Here is a 19158-nt window from a genome sequence, read left to right as displayed (position 1 = left end):
CGGACGCGGTGCGGACCGGCGGGTGGCCGGGCGCGCTGTTCCACGCCGGTGAGGCGGCCTACTCCACGCCGATGAGCAGCAGCGCGCCCTGCCGGCCGCCGCGCAGGACGACCGTGTCGACGGCGAGGTAGGACTCGCGGACGCGGGTCTCCAGGCCGTCGGCGACGGAGTCGGGCAGTTCCTCGCCGAGGACGAGCGTGACCAGTTCGCCGCCGCCCGCGAGCATCCGGTCCAGGACCGCGCGCGCGGTGTCCGCGACGTCCGGGCCGATCACGGCGACGTCGCCGTCGATGAGGCCGAGGACGTCGCCGGCCTGGCAGATCCCGGCGCTGGTCCAGGAGCGGTGCTCGGCGACCGTGACCTCGCCGTGGCGGGTGGCGCCGGCCGCCGACGTCATGGCGACGACGTCCTCGTCGAAGCGGCGCCCGGGTTCGTGCACCGCGAGGGCGGCGATGCCCTGGACCGCCGAGCGGGTGGGGATGAGGGCGACCCGGACGCCCTCGCCGCGGGCCTGCTCGGCCGCCGCGGCGGCGGTGTCGCGCAGTTCGGCGTCGTTGGGCAGCAGGACCACCTCGCGCGCGTGCGCCCGCCGCACGGCCTCCACCAGTTCGCCGCTGGCGGGCGGCTCACCGGGCCGGGCGAGGACCGTGGTGGCCCCGGCCTCGGTGCACAGCGCGGCCAGGCCCTCGCCGGGCACGACGGCCACCACGGCGCGCTGGGCGCGCTCACGCGGCGGACGTGCGGCGGCCCCGGTGTGCGCGTCTCCGGCGCCGAAGTGGGTGATGCGGATCCGGTGCGGCCGGCCGACCTCGACGCCCGCCTCCACGGCGGCACCGGCGTCGTCCACGTGCACATGGACGTTCCACAGTCCGTCGCCGCCGACCACCACCAGGGAATCCCCGAGCGCGTCGAGCCGCCGCCGCAGCCGGGCGACGGACGGGTCGTCGGCCTCCAGGAGGTAGATCACCTCGAAGGCGGGGCCGCAGGCCGGCGGGGCCGTGACGGACTCGGCGGGCGCGGGGAGCGGGCCGGGCACGGCATGGGCGCAGGCCGGGGGCGAGGCGGCGGGCGCGGGGACCGCGGGAGGCGCGGGCGCCACCTGCTCCGCCGCGTTCGCCATGTCTGCCGTGCCTCCCATGTCCGCGGTGTCCGCCAGGTCCGCCGCGCCTGCCGTGTCCACTGCGTCCGGCCCGCCCGCGTCCGGCTCACCGGGGCCGCACGCGCGCGCGTGCGGCACGGCCGGACGGTCCCCGGCCCCCTGCGGCTGCCGCCGGGCACCCGCCGGGCCCGTGCCCGCCTCCGTCCCCCGGCTCGGCGCGGCGGCGGGTGCCCGCCCGGTGAACGTCTCGACCAGGGCCGCCAGCACGGCCACCAGGCCGCGTCCGCCCGCGTCGACCACCCCGGCGCGTTCCAGGGCGGCGAGCTGGCCCGGGGTCGCCGCCAGGGCCGTACGCGCTCCCTCGTGGGCGGCCCGCGCGACCGCGCCGCAGTCGCCCTCGGTGCCGCAGGCCGCGTCGGCGGCGGCCGAGGCGACCGTCAGGACGGTGCCCTCGACGGGGTGTGCCACGGCCTGGCGGGCCGAGTCGGCGGCGCGGCGCAGGGCGCGGCGCAGCGCGCGGCCGTCGGCGCGGGCCTCCGCGCCGTCGGCGGCCAGCACCTCGGCCATGCCGCGCAGCAGCTGGGCGAGGATCGTCCCGGAGTTGCCGCGCGCCCCGATGAGCGCGCCGTGCGCCATTGCCCGCGCGGCCTCGGCCAGGGAGGGGCCGCCGGGGCCGGCGCCGCCCGCCTCGTGGCCCGCGAACACGGCTTCGACGGCGGCGGCGGCGGACTCCACGGTCAGGTAGAGGTTGGTGCCGGTGTCGCCGTCCGCCACGGGATAGACGTTGATCGCGTCGATCTCCTCGCGCGCCCGTCCCAGGGCACGCAGCGCCAGTCCGCACCAGGTGCGCACCGCCGGCGCGTCGAACGTCTGCGCCACCTGCGCCACCTGCGCCTCCTCAGAGCTGCCGGACCGGACGGCAGCGTAGACCCAGGGGCGGTGTGGACCGGAAGAGGGCCGGGCCGGGCCCCTGGGCAGCCATGGTAGTTTCGTTGTACGGGAGCAGGCGTTGTATGCTGCTCCGGTTGCCCGACCTGGTCGGGCTCTTCCCCCTGGCACCGCCACTCAGATTCAGCGCGCTCACCGAGCCTCCGGACCTGATCCCGGCATGCCGGGATCAACCGTAAGTGCATCTGAAGTCTTTGGAGTGACCCGTGGCTGCCAACTGCGACGTCTGCGGCAAGGGGCCGGGCTTCGGCAACAACATCTCGCACTCGCACCGCCGTACGTCCCGTCGCTGGAACCCGAACATCCAGCGTGTGCGTACCGTGGTCGGCGGGACGCCGAAGCGCGTGAACGCTTGCACCTCGTGCATCAAGGCCGGCAAGGTCTCGCGCTGACGCTCAGCTGAGCGCGCGGCCACTGCCGGTTCGCTGCACTGAGCCGGTCCACCTCTGGTGGGCCGGCTTTTTGCCGTACCCGTTCACCGGTGCCGCCCCCTCGCGCGCCCGCCACCTGCCAGAATCCGGGGAATGCGCTTCGGCATCCTGGGTCCGCTGGACATCCGCACCGACGACGGCACCCCCGTCGACCCCGGCGGCCCGCGCCCCCGGGCGCTGCTCACCCTGCTGCTCCTGGCGGCCGGGCGCACGGTCGGCACGGACCGGCTGACCGACGGGCTCTACGGCGCCGAGCCGCCCGCCGGGGCGGCCAACGCCCTCCAGTCGCAGATCTCGCGGCTGCGCAGGCGCCTGGGCCCGCACCCGCCCGTGGAGGCGACGGCGGCCGGTTACCGGATCGCCGCCGACCCCGACTCCGTCGACGCGCACCGCTTCGCGCGGCTGGCCGAGGAGGGCCGGGCGGCCCTCGCCGCGGGTGATCCCGCTCACGCCGCCGCCGTGCTGCGCGAGGCGCTGGACCTGTGGCGCGGCCCGGCCCTGCCCGATCTGCCGGACGCGCACGCCGAGACGGCCCGCCTCGAAGAACTGCGGGCGGCCGCCGCGCAGGACCGGATCGAGGCGGAACTCACCCTCGGCGGCGGCTCCGCGCTCGTGCCCGAGCTGCGCGCGCTGCTGGCCCGGCACCCGCTGAGCGAGCGGCTGCACGCCCTGCTGATGCGGGCCCTGCACGCGGCCGGGCGGCCCGCCGAGGCCCTCACCGTGTACGAGGAGGCCCGGCGCACCCTCGCCGACGAGCTGGGCGCCGACCCGTCGCCGGAGCTGGCCGCGCTCCACCTGGAGCTGCTGCGGGGCCGGGAGCCGGGCTCCCGCCCGCCCGCGCTGCCCGCGCAGCTGACCCGGTTCGTCGGCCGGGACGCCGAACTGGCCGCCATCGCCGCGCACCTCGCCGACCCCGGATCCCGCCTGGTCACGCTCACCGGGCCCGGCGGAGCGGGCAAGACCCGGCTCGCCGTCGAGGCGGCCCGGACCCACGGCGGGGCCTGCCTGGTCGAGCTGGCGCCGCTGGCAGACGGCGCCCGGATCCCGTACGCCGTGCTGACGGCCCTCGGGATACGCGAGGGGTTCCGCGCCCCGGCCGCCGATGTCACCGACCGGCTGCTGGCCGCCCTGGAGGACCGCGAGCTGCTGCTGGTCCTGGACAACTGCGAGCACCTGGTGGAGGACGCGGCCCGGATCGCCGGGCTGCTGCTGGGCCACTGTCCGGGCGTGCGGGTCCTCGCCACCGGCCGGGAGGCGCTCGGCATCACCGGTGAGGTGCTGGTCACGGTGGCGGCGCTGCCGCCGGGACCGGCCGAACGCCTGTTCCTGGACCGGGCGCGGGCCGTGCGGCCGGGCTTCACCGGGCACGCGCGCGTGCCGGACGTCTGCCGCGCCCTGGACGGGCTGCCGCTGGCCATCGAGCTGGCGGCGGCGCGGCTGCGGACGCTGGAACCGGAGGAGCTGGCCGACCGCCTGGACGACCGGTTCGGGCTGCTCTCCCGCGGCGACCGCACCAAGGCACCGCGCCACCGCACGCTGCGGGCCGTCGTGGAGTGGAGCTGGGACCTGCTGGACGCCGGGGAACGGGAGCTGGCCGCGCGGCTCAGCGTGTTCTGCGGCGGCGCCACGGAGGAGGCCGTACGGGCGGTGTGCGCGGTGCCGCACCCGCAGGACCTGCTGGCCTCGCTGGTGGAGAAGTCGTTCCTTGAGGTGTCCGGCGGGCGCTACCGGATGCTGGAGACGATCCGCGCGTTCGCCGCCGAGCACGCCGCGGCGGGCGGGGAGCACACCGGGCCGGCCGGGCTGCGGGACGCGCACGCCGCGTACTTCCTGGAGCTGGCCGAGCGGGCGGAGCCCTGTCTGCGCGGTGCCGGGCAGTTGCCCTGGCTGGAGCGGCTGGCGGCCGAGCACGCCGACCTGGACGCGGCGCTGCGGCATCTGACCGGCCGGGACCCGGCGGGCGCGCTGCGTCTGATGGCGCTGCTGTCGTGGTTCTGGCGGCTGCGCGGGCTGCACGGCGAGCAGGTGCCGGCGGCCCGCGCGCTGCTGGCCGCGGTGGGCGGGACGCCGCCGCCGGGCCTGACGGAGGAGTACGTCGTCTGCGCGCTGAACGCGCTCTCCGGTGACGGCGGCGACCCGGTGGCCGACGAGCGGCTGCACGCGCGCGTGGACGGCCTTCTGGACGGCTGCGCGGGTCCGCTCAGGCTGCCGTACCTGCTCGTCCTGTGGTCGGTGGTGGCCGGGCCCCGGCCTGCCGCCAACGAGCGGGCCCTGGCCCACGCGGGCGAGGACCCGTGGGCGCGCGCCCTGCTGGACATGGGGCTCGCCTATCAGAAGCAGTTCGCGGGAGAGGCCGACGGGTCGCGGGAGCTGGTCTCCCGGGCGCTGAAGGGCTTCCGGGCGGCGGGCGACCGCTGGGGCATGGCCAACTGCCTGGACCTGCTGGGCCTGCACGCCCAGCTGCGCGGGCAAGGCGCACACGCGCTGGAGCTGCTGGACGAGGGTCTCGTGCACGTACGGGAGCTGGCCGCGCCCGAGGAGACCTCCGATCTGCTGCGCAGCCGGGCCACCGTGCTGCTGGGTCTGGATCCGGGCCGCGCGGACGAGGCGGCGGCCGGGTTCGGGCAGGCGCTGGAGCTGGCCCGCGGTGCCGGGGCCGCCGACAAGGTGGCGGGCGCGCGGCGCGGCCTGGGCGACGCGGCCCGGCTGTCCGGGGACACGGCACGCGCGCGCGTGCACTACGAGCAGGCCCTCCAGGAGTGCGCCGCGACCTGGTTCAGCGTCGGCGAAGTCGTGCGGATCCTCATCGGGCTGGGGCGCACGGCCGCCGCCGAGGGACGGGAGGAGGAGGCCCGCGACTGGTTCCGGCAGGCCGCCTCCGCCGCCGCGGACAGTCCCGGCGTCCTCGAACTCGCCGAGGCCGCCGAGGCGCTGGCCCAGGTCGCGCCCTGCCCGGAGCGGGCCGCCGAACTGCTCGGCGCCGGGGCGGGGCTGCGGGGCGCCCGCCCCGAGGGGGACCCCGATGTCGTACGGACCGTGCGGGCGGTGCGGGAGCGGCTGACGCCCGAGGCGTACGCGGCGGCCTTCGAGCGGGGCCTGCGGCTGCGGGCGGCGGCGGTCAGCGGACGGTAGGCGGACGGTCAGCGCCGCCGCCGAGGCTGTGGCCATGACGAACCCGAAGAACGCTCCCGCCCTCGCCCACCTGCACGTGCTCGTCTCCGGTGCCGGTGTCGCCGGTCCGGCCCTCGCCCTGAACCTGCTGCGCCACGGCGCCCGGGTCACCGTCGTGGAGAAGGCGCCCGCCCTGCGCGGCGGCGGCTTCGCCGTGGACTTCCGGGGCCATGTGCACCGCCGGGTGCTCACCGAGATGGGCATCTGGGACGAGATCCACGCCCGCCAGACGCACATGGGCCGGCAGACCGTCGTCGACGCCGACGGCACCGCGCGCGTGGACCTGCCCGCCGAGATGATGAGCGGCGACGTGGAGATCTTCCGCGGCGAGCTGGCGCAGATCATGTACGAGCGCACCCGGGACCGCGCCGAGTACGTCTTCGGCGACTCGATCGCCGCGCTCACCGAGACCGCGGACGGTGTCGAGGCCGCCTTCGAGCAGGGCCCGCCGCGCCGCTTCGACCTGGTCGTCGGCGCGGACGGACTGCACTCGCACACCCGGCGGCTGGTGTTCGGCGACGAGTCGCGCCATCTGCGCTTCCACGACCACTACGTGGCCGGTTTCCCGGTCCCCAACGACCTGGGGCTGTGCCGCCGCGGCCTCGTCTACAGCGAGCCGGGCCGCGCGGTCGCCGTCGGCAACTACGACGGGGACCCGGAGCGCGCCGGTGCCCTGCTGGTCTTCCGGTCCGAGGAGCTGACGTACGACCGGCGGGACGTGGCCGCGCAGAAGCGGATCCTGGCCGAGCGGTTCGCGGGGATGGGCTGGCGGACGCCGCGGGTGCTGGAGGCGCTTCAGGAGACCGACGAGCTGTACTTCGACGCCATCGCCCAGATCCACGTGGACCGGCTGACCCGGGGGCGGGTGGCGCTGATCGGGGACGCCGGGTACGGCGCCACCATGGGCGGCATGGGGACGGGCGTGGCGGTGGTCGGCGCGTATGTGCTGGCCGGTGAACTGGCCCTGGCGGGCGGCGACCACCGGGTGGCGTTTCCCGCGTACGAGCGCCGGATCGAGGGCTTCGCCAAGGGCTGCCAGAAGACCTCCGCCAACGCGGGCCCGTTCTTCGCCCCGCCGACCGAGCGGCGCATCCGCAGCCGGGACCGGATGTACCGGCTGCTCGGCTCGCGGCTGCTGGCCGGCTTCTTCAAGCGGCTCTCGGAGAAGGCGGCCACCGCGATCGACCTGCCCGACTACCCGGCGGCGTGAGGCTCCCGGAAGGCCCAGGCGTGGTCCACCGGGCCGATCCCGCCGCCGAGCGCGAACCCGGCGGCGATCGCCCCGGTGACATAGGTCTTGGCGGCCGTCACCGCCTCGGGCACGGACCGGCCGAGCGCCAGGTACGAGGCGATGGCGGAGGCGAGGGTGCAGCCGGTGCCGTGGGTGTGCCGGTTGTCGAGCCGCGGGGCGCGCAGCCAGTGTTCGGCGGAGCCGTCGGTGAGCAGGTCCACGGCGTCCCCGGCCAGGTGGCCGCCCTTGATCAGCACCCAGGCGGGACCGTACTCCAGGACGGCGTGCGCGGCCTCGCGCAGACCGTCCTCGGACGTGACCTCGACGCCGGTCAGTTGGGCCACCTCGTCGAGGTTGGGGGTGGCGACGGTGGCGGTGGGCAGCAGCGCGGTGCGCACCGACTCCAGGGCGGAGGCGGCCAGCAGCGGGTCGCCGTGCTTGGAGACGCCCACCGGGTCGACGACCACCGGGGCAGCGGTCCCGGCGAGCAACGCGGCGACCGCCTCCACCAGTTCCGCCGAGGCCAGCATGCCGGTCTTGACGGCCTGGACGCCGATGTCGTCGACGACGCTGCGGTACTGGGCGCGGACCGCCTCCACGGGCAGTTCCCAGGCACCCTGCACACCGAGCGAGTTCTGCGCGGTCACCGCGGTGAGCACGCTCATGCCGTGCACGCCGAGGGCGAGCATCGTCTTCAGGTCGGCCTGGATGCCGGCGCCGCCGCCGGAGTCGGACCCGGCGACGGTGAGGACGCGGGGCGGGGCGGGGCGCGGACCGGGCGCGGAGCCGGGCGCGGGTGCGGAGCCGGGCGCGGGCGCGGGTGCGGTGCTCATGACTCGATGTCCCCGAAGTGGTCCCAGCCGCCCTTCCTGGTCCAGGGGGCGCCGTCGACCGTGACCTGGGGCAGGGCCGAGGGGTTGAGCACCTCGCCGATCACCTTCCAGCGGGCCGGCAGCTTCACGTCCGGGGGGAAGGTCGCCACGATCGCGTGGTCCTCTCCCCCGGTCAGCACCCACTGGAGCGGGTCGACACCGACGGCCTGCCCGATGTCGTTCATCTGCGAGGGGATGTCGATGGCGCCGGACCGGACGTCGATGCGGACCTTGCTGGCCTCCGCGATGTGCCCGAGGTCGGCGATGAGTCCGTCGCTGACGTCGCACATCGCGGTGGCGCCGAGCCCGGCCGCCGCGGGGCCCGCGTGGTAGGGCGGTTCGGGCCTGCGGTGGGCCTCGACGAAGGCGCGCGGGGAGCGGAAACCGCGGGAGAGCACGGCGAATCCGGCGGCGGACCAGCCCAGCCAGCCGGTGACGGCGACGCGGTCGCCGGGCTGGGCGCCGGCCCGGGTCACCGGTTCGTGGTTGCGCAGATCGCCGAGGGCCGTGATGGACACCATGATCGTGTCGCCGCGGACCACGTCGCCGCCGACCACGGAGGCGCCCGCGACCTGGCACTCGTCGCGCAGCCCGTCCATCATCTCGGTGGGCCAGGTGACCGGCAGTTCGGCGGGGACGACCAGGCCGAGCAGCAGGGCGGTCGGCACGGCGCCCATGGCGGCGATGTCGGCGAGGTTCTGGGCGGCCGCCTTGCGGCCCACGTCGTAGGCCGTGGACCAGTCCCGGCGGAAGTGCCGGCCCTCCAGGAGTATGTCGGTGCTCGCCACGACCCTGCGGTCGGGGGCGGCGACCACCGCGGCGTCGTCGCCGGGTCCGACCCGGACCGCCGGGGTGGTGGTGAGACGGGAGGTGAGCTCCCTGATGAGCCCGAACTCCCCGAGCTCACCAACAGTGCCCTTCATGGCCCTTACGCCCCTTCTGTCCCTGTGCGTTCCTGGTCGCGTCCCCGCTCGCGCGTCCGCGCGGGTCTCGCTACGGTCGAGGTGACCGTCAACCTCAGTCCTACCTGCACCCCGGCGCGCGGGCCACGTCGGTCCCGGGTCTCCCCGCGGCGTTCGGCGACGCGATACCGTGGCGTTCCTTTTCCCCACATGATCCTCGTGGTCGCCCTGGAGGTTCCGTGGTACAGGCGTACATCCTGATCCAGACCGAGGTCGGCAAGGCGTCGACCGTCGCCGAGACGATCGGCCGGCTGCCCGGTGTGATCCAGGCCGAGGACGTGACCGGTCCGTACGACGTCATCGTGCGCGCACAGGCCGACACCGTCGACGCCCTGGGCCGCATGGTGGTCGCCAAGGTGCAGCAAGTGGAGGGCATCACGCGCACCCTGACCTGCCCGGTCGTGCATCTGTAGCCCCCGTCTACCCTGGGCCGGTGAGTTCCTTCCGCCACCGGCACACCGGTCTGCCCGTCGTCCTCGCCGCGTTGATCGCCGCGGCGGGCTGTTCCTCAAGCGACGACAGTGCCACCGCTGCGGTTCCCAGCCCGGACCCGGCGGTCGCGAAGCTGTGCGGGGACCTGGACAGAGCACTGCCGCAGAAGGTGGACGGGCTGAGCCGCACGGACCCCCGGCCCGCGTCGGCGCTCACCGCGGGCTGGGGAAGCCCGGCGATCATACTGCGCTGCGGGGTGCCCCGGCCCGCCGCGATGAACGACCCCGACGCCGACGGCGCCGAGGTCGACGGGGTCGGCTGGCTCCTGGAGAAGCAGGCCGACGGCTCCTTCCGCTTCACCACCACGCTGCGCAGGGCGTACGTGGAGGTCAGCCTGCCCGCGAGCCGCACCGGCCACGGGGCGGCGCCCCTGGTGCACCTCGCCCCGGCCGTGAAGAAGGCGATCCCCGAAGGGATCGCCGACTAGCGCCTGTCCTGGGTTCGGCCGCTTGCGGACGCTCCCGCCGCGCTCAGCGCAGGCCGGTGGAGCGGTCCAGGGCCGCCTGGATCAGGCGGTCCACCAGTTCCTCGTAGGAGACGCCGGTGGCCTGCCACATCTTCGGGTACATCGAGATCGGCGTGAAGCCGGGCATGGTGTTGATCTCGTTGATCACGAACTCGCCGTCCTCGCCGAGGAAGAAGTCCGCGCGGACCAGTCCCTCGCAGGAGGCCGCCTCGAACGCCTCGACCGCGAGCCGCCGCACCTCGGCGGTCTGCTCCTCGGTGAGCGGGGCCGGCACGACGCCGGGCGTGGAGTCGATGTACTTGGCCTCGAAGTCGTAGTACGCGTGCTCCTGCGGCGGCGGGATCTCGGCGGGCACGGAGGCGCGCGGGCCGTCCTCGAACTCCAGCACCCCGCACTCGATCTCCCGGCCGCGCACCGCGGCCTCCACGAGCACCTTCGGGTCGTGGCGCCGGGCCTCCTCGACGGCCTCGTCCAGGCCGGAGAGGTCGTCGACCTTGGTGATGCCGATGGAGGAACCGGCGCGGGCGGGCTTCACGAACAGCGGCCAGCCGTGCTCGCCCGCGAAGTCCACGATCTTCTTCCGGGCCGCCGGGGCGTCCCGCTCCCACTCGCGCGGCCGGATCACCACGTACGGGCCGACCTTGAGCCCGAACGAGGTGAACACCCGCTTCATGTACTCCTTGTCCTGGCCGACGGCCGAGGCGAGCACGCCCGAGCCGACATAGGGCACACCGGACAGCTCCAGCAGCCCCTGGAGGGTGCCGTCCTCGCCGTAGGGGCCGTGCAGCACCGGGAAGACGACGTCGACCTCGCCGAGCGCCTTGGGCACCGAACCGGGCTCGCTGTAGACGACTTCGCGGTTGCCGGGGTCGACCGGGAGCACCACGCCGCCCTCGCCGGACTCGGCCAGGTCGTCGACGCTGGGCGTACGCCGCTCGGTGATCGCCATGCGGTCCGGGTCGTCCGCGGTCAGCGCCCAGCGGCCGTCGCGGGTGATGCCGATCGGCAGGACCTCGTACTTGCTCCGGTCGATGGCGCGCAGCACCGCACCGGCGGTGACCACGGAGATCCCGTGTTCGGAGCTGCGACCACCGCAGACGACGGCCACCCGCGGCTTGCGCGGCGGCTGCTCAGGGCTCTGGGGGAGGTTCTCGGTGCTCATATCGCGATGAGCGTACCCGCTGGCAGAGCCCTGGGGCAGCGTGGGAAACGCGGGTCGCTCAGCGTCGTTCCGGCTTCGCGCTGCGCGACATCAGCTCCTTGAGGGCGGTCAGCGGGGATTTGCCTTCGTGCACGATGCCGACGACGGTCTCGGTGAGGGGCATGTCGACGCCGTGCCGCCGGGCCAGATCGAGCACCGACCGGCACGACTTGACGCCCTCGGCGGTCTGCTTGGTGACCGCGACGGTCTCCTGGAGCGTCATGCCCTTGCCGAGGTTGGTGCCGAAGGTGTGGTTGCGCGACAGCGGCGAGGAGCAGGTGGCGACCAGGTCGCCGAGCCCGGCGAGACCGGAGAAGGTCAGCGGGTCGGCGCCCAGGGCCATGCCCAGGCGGGTGGTCTCGGCGAGGCCGCGCGTGATGAGCGAGCCCTTGGCGTTGTCGCCGAGCCCCATGCCGTCCGCGATGCCCACGGCCAGGCCGATCACGTTCTTGACGGCGCCGCCCAGTTCGCAGCCGATCACGTCGGTGTTGGTGTACGGCCGGAAGTAGGGCGTGTGGCAGGCGGCCTGGAGTCGCCGGGCGACGGCGTCGTCGGTGCAGGCCACCACGGCGGCGGCGGGCCTGCGGGCGGCGATCTCCCGGGCGAGGTTGGGCCCGGTGACCACGGCGATCCGGTCCGGGCCGACCTTGGTGACGTCCTCGACGACCTCGCTCATGCGCATCGCCGAGCCCAGTTCGATCCCCTTCATCAGGGAGACCAGGACGGTGTCCGGGGCGAGCAGCGGCAGCCACTCGGCGAGATTGGCGCGCAGGGTCTGGGAGGGGATGGCGAGCACGGTGAAGTCGGCGTCGCGGACGGCCTCGGCGGGGTCCGTGGTGGCCCGTACGGCGGCCGGGAGTTCGATGCCGGGCAGGTAGTCCGGATTGGTCCGGGTGGAGTTGACCGCCTCGGCCACCTCGGCGCGGCGGGCCCACAGGGTGACCTCGCAGCCGGCGTCGGCGAGGACCACGGCGAAGGCGGTCCCCCACGATCCGGTGCCGAGGACGGCCGCCCTGACCGGCTGGTCCGGCTTGCTCACGTGCCCTGCCCCTCTTCCTGTACCTGCCGGTGCGCCTCGCCGGACCGGCCGCCGCGCTCGTCCCGGCCGTTCTGGTCCCTCCGGCCGATCCGGTCGTTCTGGTCGCTCCGGCCGTTCCGGTCGCTGCGTTCGCTCCGGGAGCGGGTCCGCTCCTGTGTCTGCCGCTGGGTCCTGCGGCGCTGCTCGATCCGCTCGCGGCGCGGGTCGTAGGGCACGGCGGGGGCCTTCTCGCCGCGGACCAGCTCCAGCTGGCGGGTGACGGCGGCCATGATGACCGCGGTCGCCTCCTTCAGCACCTCCGGGGTCATCTCCCGGTCGTAGAACTCCGAGAGGTCCACCGGCGGTCCGGCCAGCACGCGGTGCGTCTTGCGCGGCAGGATGTCCGGCTTCTTGGCGTAGGGCGGCAGGAGTTCGTTCACGCCCCACTGGGCCACGGGGATCACCGGGCACCTGGTCTGGAGGGCGACCCGGGCGGCGCCGGTCTTGCCGGTCATCGGCCAGCCGTCGGGGTCGCGGGTGAGGGTGCCCTCGGGGTAGAAGGCGACGCACTCGCCGCGCTCCACGGCGTCGATCGCGGCGCGGAAGGCGCTCAGCGCGTCCGTGCTCTCCCGGTACACGGGGATCTGCCCGGTACCGCGCATGGCGGCGCCGACGAATCCCTTCTTGAAAAGCCCGCTCTTGGCGAGGAATCGCGGGACGCGTCCGGTGTTGTACTGGAAGTGGGCGTAGGCGAAGGGGTCGACGTAGGAATTGTGGTTCACCGCCGTGATGAATCCACCCTCGGCCGGCATGTTCTCCATTCCGCGCCAGTCCCGCTTGATCAGAACCATCAGCGGCGGTTTGCAGATCACCGCTGCGAAGCGGTACCAGAAGCCGATTCTGCGGCGGGGCACACGAACACCTTCCTCTTGGTCCCTCTTGGGCTGACATGTGGGCCGGGGGGCCGCACAAGTGTCGCCCCAGGCCGCCGGTCTGTCGAGGGACACCGTACGCCCCGGCCTGCGCGGCACCCGAGGGGCCGGAGAGAATGTCCGCGACGAAGAGAGGGACGAACGCCCGTGCAGTGGACCCTGGTGATCCCCCTGAAACCCCTGGCGCGGGCCAAGAGCAGGCTCTCGGACACCGCTCACGACGGGGTGCGCCCGCAGCTGGCCCTCGCCTTCGCCCAGGACACCGTGGCGGCGGCGCTGGCCTGCGCCGAGGTCGCGGGTGTGGCGGTCGTCACGGACGACGCGCTGGCCGCGCGGGAGCTGGCCGCGCTGGGTGCGCGGATCGTCCCCGACACCCCGCGGGCCGGTCTGAACGCCGCGCTGGCGCACGGTGCGGCGGCCGTACGAGCGGCGGGCGGCGGGCCGGTGGCCGCCCTGAACGCGGATCTCCCGGCGCTGCGGCCGGCGGAACTCGCCCGGGTGCTGAGCGCCGCGGCCCGATTCCCGCGCGCATTCCTCGCGGACGCGGCCGGTATCGGCACCACACTGCTCGCCGTCGGGGCCGACCGGGAATTGCGTCCGGCTTTCGGCACCGGTTCGCGGCTGCGCCACCGGGAATCCGGTGCGGTGGAACTCGGGACGGACGCGGTGGATTCCGTACGCCAGGACGTGGACACCGGCGACGACCTGCGCGCGGCCCTGGCCCTCGGCGTGGGCCCCCGGACGGCCCGTGCGGCGGCACGGCTGCTGATCCCCGGGCCGTGAGACCGCCGGGCGGGCGCCGGGACCGGGCAGTAGGCTGCTCCCCATGCAGGCCACCGCATACACGTACGACGCCGCGAGCCGCAGCGGGCAGGTGCTCCTGGACGACGGCACACCGGTGCCGTTCGGCGCCCCGGCCTTCGACGCGGGCGGGCTGCGGCTGCTGCGCCCGGGGCAGCGGGTGCGGATCGAGACCGAGGGCGAGGGCGACGCGCGCCGGATCACCCTCGTGACGCTTCAGACGTTCTGACCTCGCCGCACGCGCGGACGTCCTGACCTCGCCGTACGGCGGACGGCACGCCGCGGGCCGGGCTCCCGTGGGAGCCCGGCCCGGCGCGTGAATACCCGTGGTGCCCGTGATGCCTGCGGTACCTGTGATGCCTGCGGCGCCTACTTGCTGCGGGCGGTCTTCTTCGCGGCGGTCTTGCGGGCGGTCGACTTCTTGGCCGGGGCCTTCTTCGCGGTCGCCTTCTTCGCCGGGGCCTTCTTGGCGGCGGTCTTCTTGGCGGTGCTCGCGGCCGTGGCCTTCTTGGCGGCCGCCGTGGTCTTCTTCGTCGCGGCGGTCGTCGTCTTCTTGGCCGTGGTCGTCTTCGCCGTCGTGGCCTTCTTCGCGGCGGCCTTCTTCGCCGCCGTGGTGGTCTTCTTCGCCGCGGCCTTCTTGCCGACCGCCTTGGCGATGGTGGCGGGCGGGCCGGACAGGCTGCCCTTGGGGGCCTTCTTCACCGCGATGTCGTTCTTCGGCAGCTTCTTGGAGCCGCTCACCAGGTCCTTGAAGCCCTGACCGGCCCGGAAGCGGGGCACGGAGGTCTTCTTGACCCGCACCCGCTCACCCGTCTGCGGGTTGCGGGCGTAGCGGGCCGGGCGGTCCACCTTCTCGAAGGACCCGAAGCCGGTGACCGAGACCCGGTCTCCCGCGACGACCGCGCGGACGATGGCGTCCAGTACCGCGTCGACGGCGTCGGCGGCCTGCTGCCGGCCGCCCATCTTGTCGGCAATCGCTTCTACGAGCTGCGCCTTGTTCACGTCTTCCCCTTCGGAGACCTGGCCGGAACGAAAGTGTTCAAGCTTTTTCGCACGTTAGGCAGATATATACCGCAAATCAAACACGAAACGGGCTAATCACCCTTGTGCCGCAACGGACTCGGCGGTCTCGGGCTGTTCAGCCTTCCCCGCCGGGGATTCGGCCCGCGTCGAGATCGGCGGTGAACCGCTCCAGACGCCTTGCCGCACCGGCGAGATCGTGCTTGGCCGCGGCCGTAATGACCAGCAGCTTCCGGGTCAGCGCCATCCGTACGCCCTCCGGGACTTGCAGTGCGCGCACTCTTGCGTGCGCTTCCTTGAGTTGGACCGCGACCGCCGTATAGAGCTCGAGTTGGCCGTCGTTGTCCATGCACAGATTGTGCCATCTGGGGCGAGTTGTCGCCTGCGCAGGGGGCAACTGCCGCCTCCGGAGGGCCTTCTGGCGTGCCGGCCGGTCGGCTTTGTGACTGGCGAGTACCCCGGCAACAACCGTCCTAACCTGGGAAGTTGGCCTCACGCACGGCGGCGCGCCGGGCGGGAAGGATCCGGAAACAGCTGTACCCCCGATCGTGGCGATCGGGGGTACAGCGGCGTTTCGTGGTGGCCGAAACTCGACTTGTCAGGTCACACCTGGAGGGTCCGCGGCTTGAACGACGGACGCTTCGCCTCGTACGCGGCGATGTCGTCCTCGTTCTGGAGGGTGATCGAGATGTCGTCCAGGCCGTTCAGCAGCCGCCAGCGGGAGTTCTCGTCCAGCTCGAAGGGGGCGGTGATCCCCTCGGCGCGCACCTCGCGGGCCTGGAGGTCGACGGTGATCTCGGCGGTGGGGTCCTGCTCCGTGAGCTCCCACAGCGCGTCCACGGTCTGCTGCTCCAGGACCACGGTGAGCAGCCCGTTCTTCAGCGAGTTGCCCCGGAAGATGTCGGCGAAACGGGAGGAGATCACGGTCTTGAAGCCGTAGTTCTGGAGCGCCCAGACGGCGTGCTCGCGGGAGGAGCCGGTGCCGAAGTCCGGGCCGGCGACCAGGACCGTGGCGCCCTGCCGCTCGGGGCGGTTGAGCACGAACTCGGGGTCCTTGCGCCAGGCCTCGAAGAGCCCGTCCTCGAAGCCGTCCCGGGTCACCTTCTTGAGCCAGTGGGCGGGGATGATCTGGTCGGTGTCGACGTTGCCGCGGCGCAGCGGGACGGCCCGGCCGGTGTGCGTGGTGAATGCTTCCATGGCTGATCAGACTCCAGCGGGCGTGCGGACGTCGGCGTCGGACAGGTCGGCCGGGGAGGCCAGGTGGCCCAGGACCGCGGTGGCGGCGGCGACCTGCGGCGACACCAGATGGGTGCGGCCGCCCTTGCCCTGCCTGCCCTCGAAGTTGCGGTTGGAGGTGGAGGCGGAGCGCTCGCCGGGGGCCAGCTGGTCCGGGTTCATGCCCAGGCACATGGAGCAGCCCGCGTGCCGCCATTCGGCGCCGGCCTCCTTGAAGACCACGTCCAGACCCTCGGAGACGGCCTGGAGGCCCACCCGGGCCGAGCCCGGCACGACCAGCATCCGTACGCCCTCGGCGACTTTGCGGCCCCGGACGATGCCGGCGGCGGCGCGCAGGTCCTCGATGCGGCCGTTGGTGCAGGAACCTACGAAGACGGTGTCCACGGCGATGGAGCGCAGCGGCTGCCCGGCGTCCAACCCCATGTACTCCAGGGCCTTTTCGGCGGCCAGGCGCTCCGAGGCGTCTTCGTACGAGGCCGGGTCGGGGACGGCCGCCGAAAGCGGGGCGCCCTGGCCCGGGTTGGTGCCCCAGGTGACGAACGGCGACAGCTCGGCGGCGTCGATGACGACCTCGGCGTCGAACTCGGCGTCGTCGTCCGTGCGCAGCGTCTTCCAGTAGGCGACCGCCGCGTCCCAGTCCGCGCCCTCGGGGGCGTGCGGGCGGCCCTCCAGGTAGGCGAAGGTGGTCTCGTCGGGGGCGATCATGCCCGCGCGGGCGCCGGCCTCGATCGACATGTTGCAGATGGTCATGCGGGCCTCCATCGAGAGCTTCTCGATGGCGGAGCCGCGGTACTCCAGGATGTAGCCCTGGCCGCCGCCGGTGCCGATGCGGGCGATGATCGCCAGGATCAGGTCCTTGGCGGTGACGCCCTCGGGCAGTTCGCCCTCGACGGTGATCGCCATGGTTCTGGGGCGGGCCAGCGGCAGCGTCTGGGTGGCCAGCACGTGCTCCACCTGGGAGGTGCCGATGCCGAACGCGAGGGCGCCGAAGGCGCCGTGCGTGGAGGTGTGCGAGTCGCCGCAGACCACGGTGGTGCCGGGCTGGGTCAGGCCGAGCTGGGGGCCGACCACGTGCACGACGCCCTGCTCGACGTCGCCCAGCGGGTGCAGGCGGACGCCGAAGTCGGCGCAGTTCTTGCGCAGGGTCTCCAGCTGGGCGCGGGAGACCGGGTCCGCGATGGGCTTGTCGATGTCGAGGGTCGGGGTGTTGTGGTCCTCGGTGGCGATGGTCAGGTCGAGCCGGCGCACCCCGCGGCCGCTCTTGCGGAGGCCGTCGAAGGCCTGCGGGCTGGTCACCTCGTGCAGCAGGTGCAGATCGATGAAGAGGAGGTCGGGCTCGCCCTCGGCGCGCCGGACGACGTGGTCGTCCCAGACCTTCTCCGCCAGTGTCCTACCCATCGCTTTCCCTTCGGCCTGGCGCACGGCGCCGGCCCAACTAGAGATCCGAGGTGGCGGCCCCCGCTTTCCCCCTCAGGGCAGCCGCCGCCGGGCCCGCCGGTCCACGGGCCGCTGTGTCTTCCAGGGTGGCGTGTTCCACGGAAAATTGAACTTGCGTTTCACAGAGTGAGACGGGAGTATCGTTTCATGGACAACAGTAGCGGCGTCGGCGTCCTGGACAAGGCAGCCCTTGTCCTTGGCGCCCTGGAGTCCGGTCCGGCCACCCTCGCGGGTCTGGTCGCGGCGACCGGACTGGCACGACCCACGGCCCACCGGCTGGCCGTGGCCCTGGAGCACCACCGCATGGTGGCCCGTGACATGCAGGGCCGTTTCATTCTCGGCCCCCGCCTCGCGGAGCTGGCGGCGGCGGCCGGCGAGGACCGCCTCCTCGCCACCGCGGGCCCGGTCCTCACGCATCTGCGCGACGTCACGGGCGAGAGCGCGCAGCTCTACCGCCGCCAGGGCGACATGCGGATCTGCGTGGCGGCCGCCGAGCGGCTGTCCGGACTGCGGGACACGGTCCCGGTCGGTTCCACGCTGACCATGAAGGCGGGCTCGTCGGCCCAGGTCCTGATGGCCTGGGAGGAGCCGGAGCGGCTGCACCGCGGGCTCCAGGGCGCCCGCTTCACCGCGACCGCCCTCTCGGGTGTACGGCGCCGGGGCTGGGCCCAGTCCATCGGCGAGCGCGAGCCGGGCGTCGCCTCGGTCTCCGCGCCGGTGCGCGGCCCGTCCAACCGCGTGGTCGCCGCGGTCTCCGTCTCCGGTCCCATCGAGCGTCTGACGCGCCACCCGGGCCGGATGCACGCCCAGGCCGTCATCGACGCCGCCGGCCGCCTCTCCGAGGCGCTGCGCCGCACCGGCTGACACCTCCCGCTTTCCGGGTCCCTCGGGCAGGGCCGGCCTCAACGCCGCGGCAGGCCCTCCCCCGGACCCCGTACGACCCGCTCCCGGGCCCGCCCCCGCGGCCCCGGACGCCCCACCAGCCCCACCAGCCCACGGGCCGGTCGGCCCTTCGCCGACCGGCCCTCTCGCTGTCCTCGTCCGGCGCCCCCCGTCCGCGCCCGGCTCCCCTGCCCGGCCACCCCCGTCCCACCGGTCACGGCAGCCTCACCGGCCCCCTCCCGCACCAGCCCCCCTCGGGCCCGGCTCCGGCACCCCGCGACCCGCCCAAGAACGTCCCGCGACCCGCCCGCGAGCGTCCCGCGACCGCCCACAAGCGCCGCGCGAGCACCCTCCGGCGTCCTGCGAGCGCCCCCGGGCACGCCTCAGACGGTCCGCAGGCGGTCGCCCGCGCGCTCGCCCCGGCGGCCGACCGGGATGACCCCGGTGGCCCGGCCCAGGCCGTACGCGGGCATGTTGATGTAGATCGCCTCGTGGGCGCCCGCCGGGACGACGAAGGTCTCGTGCCAGAAGCCGACCTTGCCGTTCCCCTCGCGCAGCCGGCGGTTGAAGGCGGCCCAGGCCGGGTGGTGGTTGCGGTCCGGCGCCGCGGCATAGGCGAGGAGCTTCTCCTTGGACTCCCAGTACTGCACGAGGTAGATCTCGCGCGGCCCGCCCATCATGGTCTTGCTGCCGAGGAGCCCGGCCGCCCGGTCCTCCCGCAGCTCCTGGAGCATCGGCCGCATGGCACGGGCCACCGGCCACCAACTGCGCACCGCGGAGAAGTCGTTGATCCTCATCCCGATGAGGAAGACCACCACCTCGTCCTCGCCCTCGGCGGTCATGCGCCCTTCGATCGGCTTGTCGCTCATGAGCGGTTCCCCACTTCCTTCCACCGACCCACTGGATAGCAATGCTATCTATGATTGGATCGTGGCACTCTCCAATATGCAACACCAGCA

At 74.0% G+C, this 19158-nt stretch carries 19 protein-coding genes; 8 read left to right on the top strand and 11 right to left on the bottom strand.

Annotation, left to right across the window (positions count from 1 at the left end; all coding sequences use genetic code 11):
- Nucleotides 1-58: 58 nt before the first annotated feature.
- Nucleotides 59-1987, bottom strand: coding sequence for a DAK2 domain-containing protein (locus tag A8713_RS22735; RefSeq protein WP_107440687.1), 1929 nt, complete (start codon nucleotides 1985-1987; stop codon nucleotides 59-61).
- A gap of 266 nt (nucleotides 1988-2253) precedes the next feature.
- Here A8713_RS22735 and rpmB point away from each other — a divergent pair, with 266 nt between their 5' ends.
- The 3 genes from rpmB (at nucleotide 2254) to A8713_RS22720 (ending at nucleotide 6859) form a co-directional block, all read left to right on the top strand.
- A complete protein-coding gene (gene rpmB, locus A8713_RS32525; protein WP_003993230.1) occupies nucleotides 2254-2439 on the top strand; it encodes a 50S ribosomal protein L28 in 186 nt (61 codons plus the stop codon).
- Nucleotides 2440-2571: 132 nt separating this feature from the next.
- Nucleotides 2572-5610, top strand: a complete 3039-nt coding sequence (locus A8713_RS22725; protein ID WP_064535449.1) for a BTAD domain-containing putative transcriptional regulator — start codon at nucleotides 2572-2574, stop codon at nucleotides 5608-5610.
- A gap of 34 nt (nucleotides 5611-5644) precedes the next feature.
- The gene (locus tag A8713_RS22720; protein WP_064535448.1) at nucleotides 5645-6859 is read left to right on the top strand and encodes an FAD-dependent monooxygenase; all 1215 of its coding nucleotides are present in this window, start codon (nucleotides 5645-5647) and stop codon (nucleotides 6857-6859) included.
- Here the strand turns inward: A8713_RS22720 and thiD are convergent.
- A complete protein-coding gene (thiD, locus tag A8713_RS22715; RefSeq protein WP_064535447.1) occupies nucleotides 6844-7713 on the bottom strand; it encodes a bifunctional hydroxymethylpyrimidine kinase/phosphomethylpyrimidine kinase in 870 nt (289 codons plus the stop codon). The two genes, A8713_RS22720 and thiD, sit on opposite strands and share 16 nt — an antisense overlap.
- Nucleotides 7710-8675, bottom strand: coding sequence for a thiamine-phosphate kinase (locus A8713_RS22710; protein ID WP_018567915.1), 966 nt, complete (start codon nucleotides 8673-8675; stop codon nucleotides 7710-7712). Before A8713_RS22710 ends, thiD begins: the two co-directional genes overlap by 4 nt.
- Nucleotides 8676-8893: 218 nt before the next feature.
- Here A8713_RS22710 and A8713_RS22705 point away from each other — a divergent pair, with 218 nt between their 5' ends.
- A complete protein-coding gene (locus A8713_RS22705) occupies nucleotides 8894-9127 on the top strand; it encodes an Lrp/AsnC family transcriptional regulator (protein ID WP_018567914.1) in 234 nt (77 codons plus the stop codon).
- Between the two features lie 20 nt (nucleotides 9128-9147).
- Nucleotides 9148-9633: a DUF3515 domain-containing protein gene (locus A8713_RS22700; protein WP_064535446.1), complete on the top strand. Its 486-nt coding sequence runs from the start codon at nucleotides 9148-9150 to the stop codon at nucleotides 9631-9633.
- 43 nt (nucleotides 9634-9676) lie between these two features.
- Here A8713_RS22700 and A8713_RS22695 read toward each other — a convergent pair whose 3' ends face one another.
- From A8713_RS22695 to A8713_RS22685, 3 genes are read right to left on the bottom strand one after another with little or no spacing between them, the layout of a single operon-like run.
- Nucleotides 9677-10834, bottom strand: coding sequence for a D-alanine--D-alanine ligase family protein (locus A8713_RS22695; protein WP_064535445.1), 1158 nt, complete (start codon nucleotides 10832-10834; stop codon nucleotides 9677-9679).
- A 58-nt stretch (nucleotides 10835-10892) separates the two neighbouring features.
- A complete protein-coding gene (locus tag A8713_RS22690) occupies nucleotides 10893-11912 on the bottom strand; it encodes an NAD(P)H-dependent glycerol-3-phosphate dehydrogenase (protein ID WP_064535444.1) in 1020 nt (339 codons plus the stop codon).
- Nucleotides 11909-12805: a lysophospholipid acyltransferase family protein gene (locus A8713_RS22685; RefSeq protein WP_064535443.1), complete on the bottom strand. Its 897-nt coding sequence runs from the start codon at nucleotides 12803-12805 to the stop codon at nucleotides 11909-11911. Before A8713_RS22685 ends, A8713_RS22690 begins: the two co-directional genes overlap by 4 nt.
- A 165-nt stretch (nucleotides 12806-12970) precedes the next feature.
- On the opposite strand from A8713_RS22685, the gene cofC reads away from it, so the two are divergent.
- Together cofC and A8713_RS33950 are read left to right on the top strand one after the other, a co-directional pair.
- On the top strand, nucleotides 12971-13606 hold the full coding sequence (gene cofC, locus A8713_RS22680) for a 2-phospho-L-lactate guanylyltransferase (RefSeq protein WP_064535442.1): 636 nt from the start codon (nucleotides 12971-12973) through the stop codon (nucleotides 13604-13606).
- A gap of 43 nt (nucleotides 13607-13649) precedes the next feature.
- Nucleotides 13650-13853, top strand: a complete 204-nt coding sequence (locus A8713_RS33950; protein ID WP_064535441.1) for a hypothetical protein — start codon at nucleotides 13650-13652, stop codon at nucleotides 13851-13853.
- 140 nt (nucleotides 13854-13993) lie between these two features.
- On the opposite strand, the gene A8713_RS22670 is transcribed toward A8713_RS33950, so the two are convergent.
- From A8713_RS22670 to leuC, 4 genes are all read right to left on the bottom strand, one after another.
- On the bottom strand, nucleotides 13994-14626 hold the full coding sequence (locus A8713_RS22670; RefSeq protein ID WP_064535440.1) for an HU family DNA-binding protein: 633 nt from the start codon (nucleotides 14624-14626) through the stop codon (nucleotides 13994-13996).
- A gap of 136 nt (nucleotides 14627-14762) precedes the next feature.
- Entirely contained in the window at nucleotides 14763-14993 is a 231-nt protein-coding gene (locus A8713_RS22665) for a hypothetical protein (protein WP_064535439.1), read from the bottom strand.
- A 254-nt stretch (nucleotides 14994-15247) separates the two neighbouring features.
- Nucleotides 15248-15841 (bottom strand): 3-isopropylmalate dehydratase small subunit, encoded by a 594-nt coding sequence (gene leuD / locus A8713_RS22660; protein ID WP_064535438.1) that lies wholly within the window; start codon nucleotides 15839-15841, stop codon nucleotides 15248-15250.
- A gap of 6 nt (nucleotides 15842-15847) precedes the next feature.
- The gene (leuC, locus tag A8713_RS22655) at nucleotides 15848-17278 is read right to left on the bottom strand and encodes a 3-isopropylmalate dehydratase large subunit (protein WP_064535437.1); all 1431 of its coding nucleotides are present in this window, start codon (nucleotides 17276-17278) and stop codon (nucleotides 15848-15850) included.
- A 186-nt stretch (nucleotides 17279-17464) separates the two neighbouring features.
- Between leuC and ndgR the strand changes: the two genes are divergently transcribed.
- The gene (ndgR, locus tag A8713_RS22650) at nucleotides 17465-18181 is read left to right on the top strand and encodes an IclR family transcriptional regulator NdgR (RefSeq protein ID WP_018567903.1); all 717 of its coding nucleotides are present in this window, start codon (nucleotides 17465-17467) and stop codon (nucleotides 18179-18181) included.
- Nucleotides 18182-18582: 401 nt separating this feature from the next.
- On the opposite strand, the gene A8713_RS22645 is transcribed toward ndgR, so the two are convergent.
- Complete coding sequence (locus tag A8713_RS22645; RefSeq protein ID WP_173860894.1) at nucleotides 18583-19068, bottom strand: DUF4188 domain-containing protein; 486 nt, start codon at nucleotides 19066-19068, stop codon at nucleotides 18583-18585.
- Between the last annotated feature and the right edge of the window lie 90 nt (nucleotides 19069-19158).

Origin of the sequence: Streptomyces sp. SAT1 (genome assembly GCF_001654495.1) — a bacterium.
Taxonomy (GTDB): domain Bacteria; phylum Actinomycetota; class Actinomycetes; order Streptomycetales; family Streptomycetaceae; genus Streptomyces; species Streptomyces andamanensis.
The sequence above is the reverse complement of the archived record's forward strand: the minus strand, read 5'-3'. Positions and strand labels throughout refer to the sequence as shown.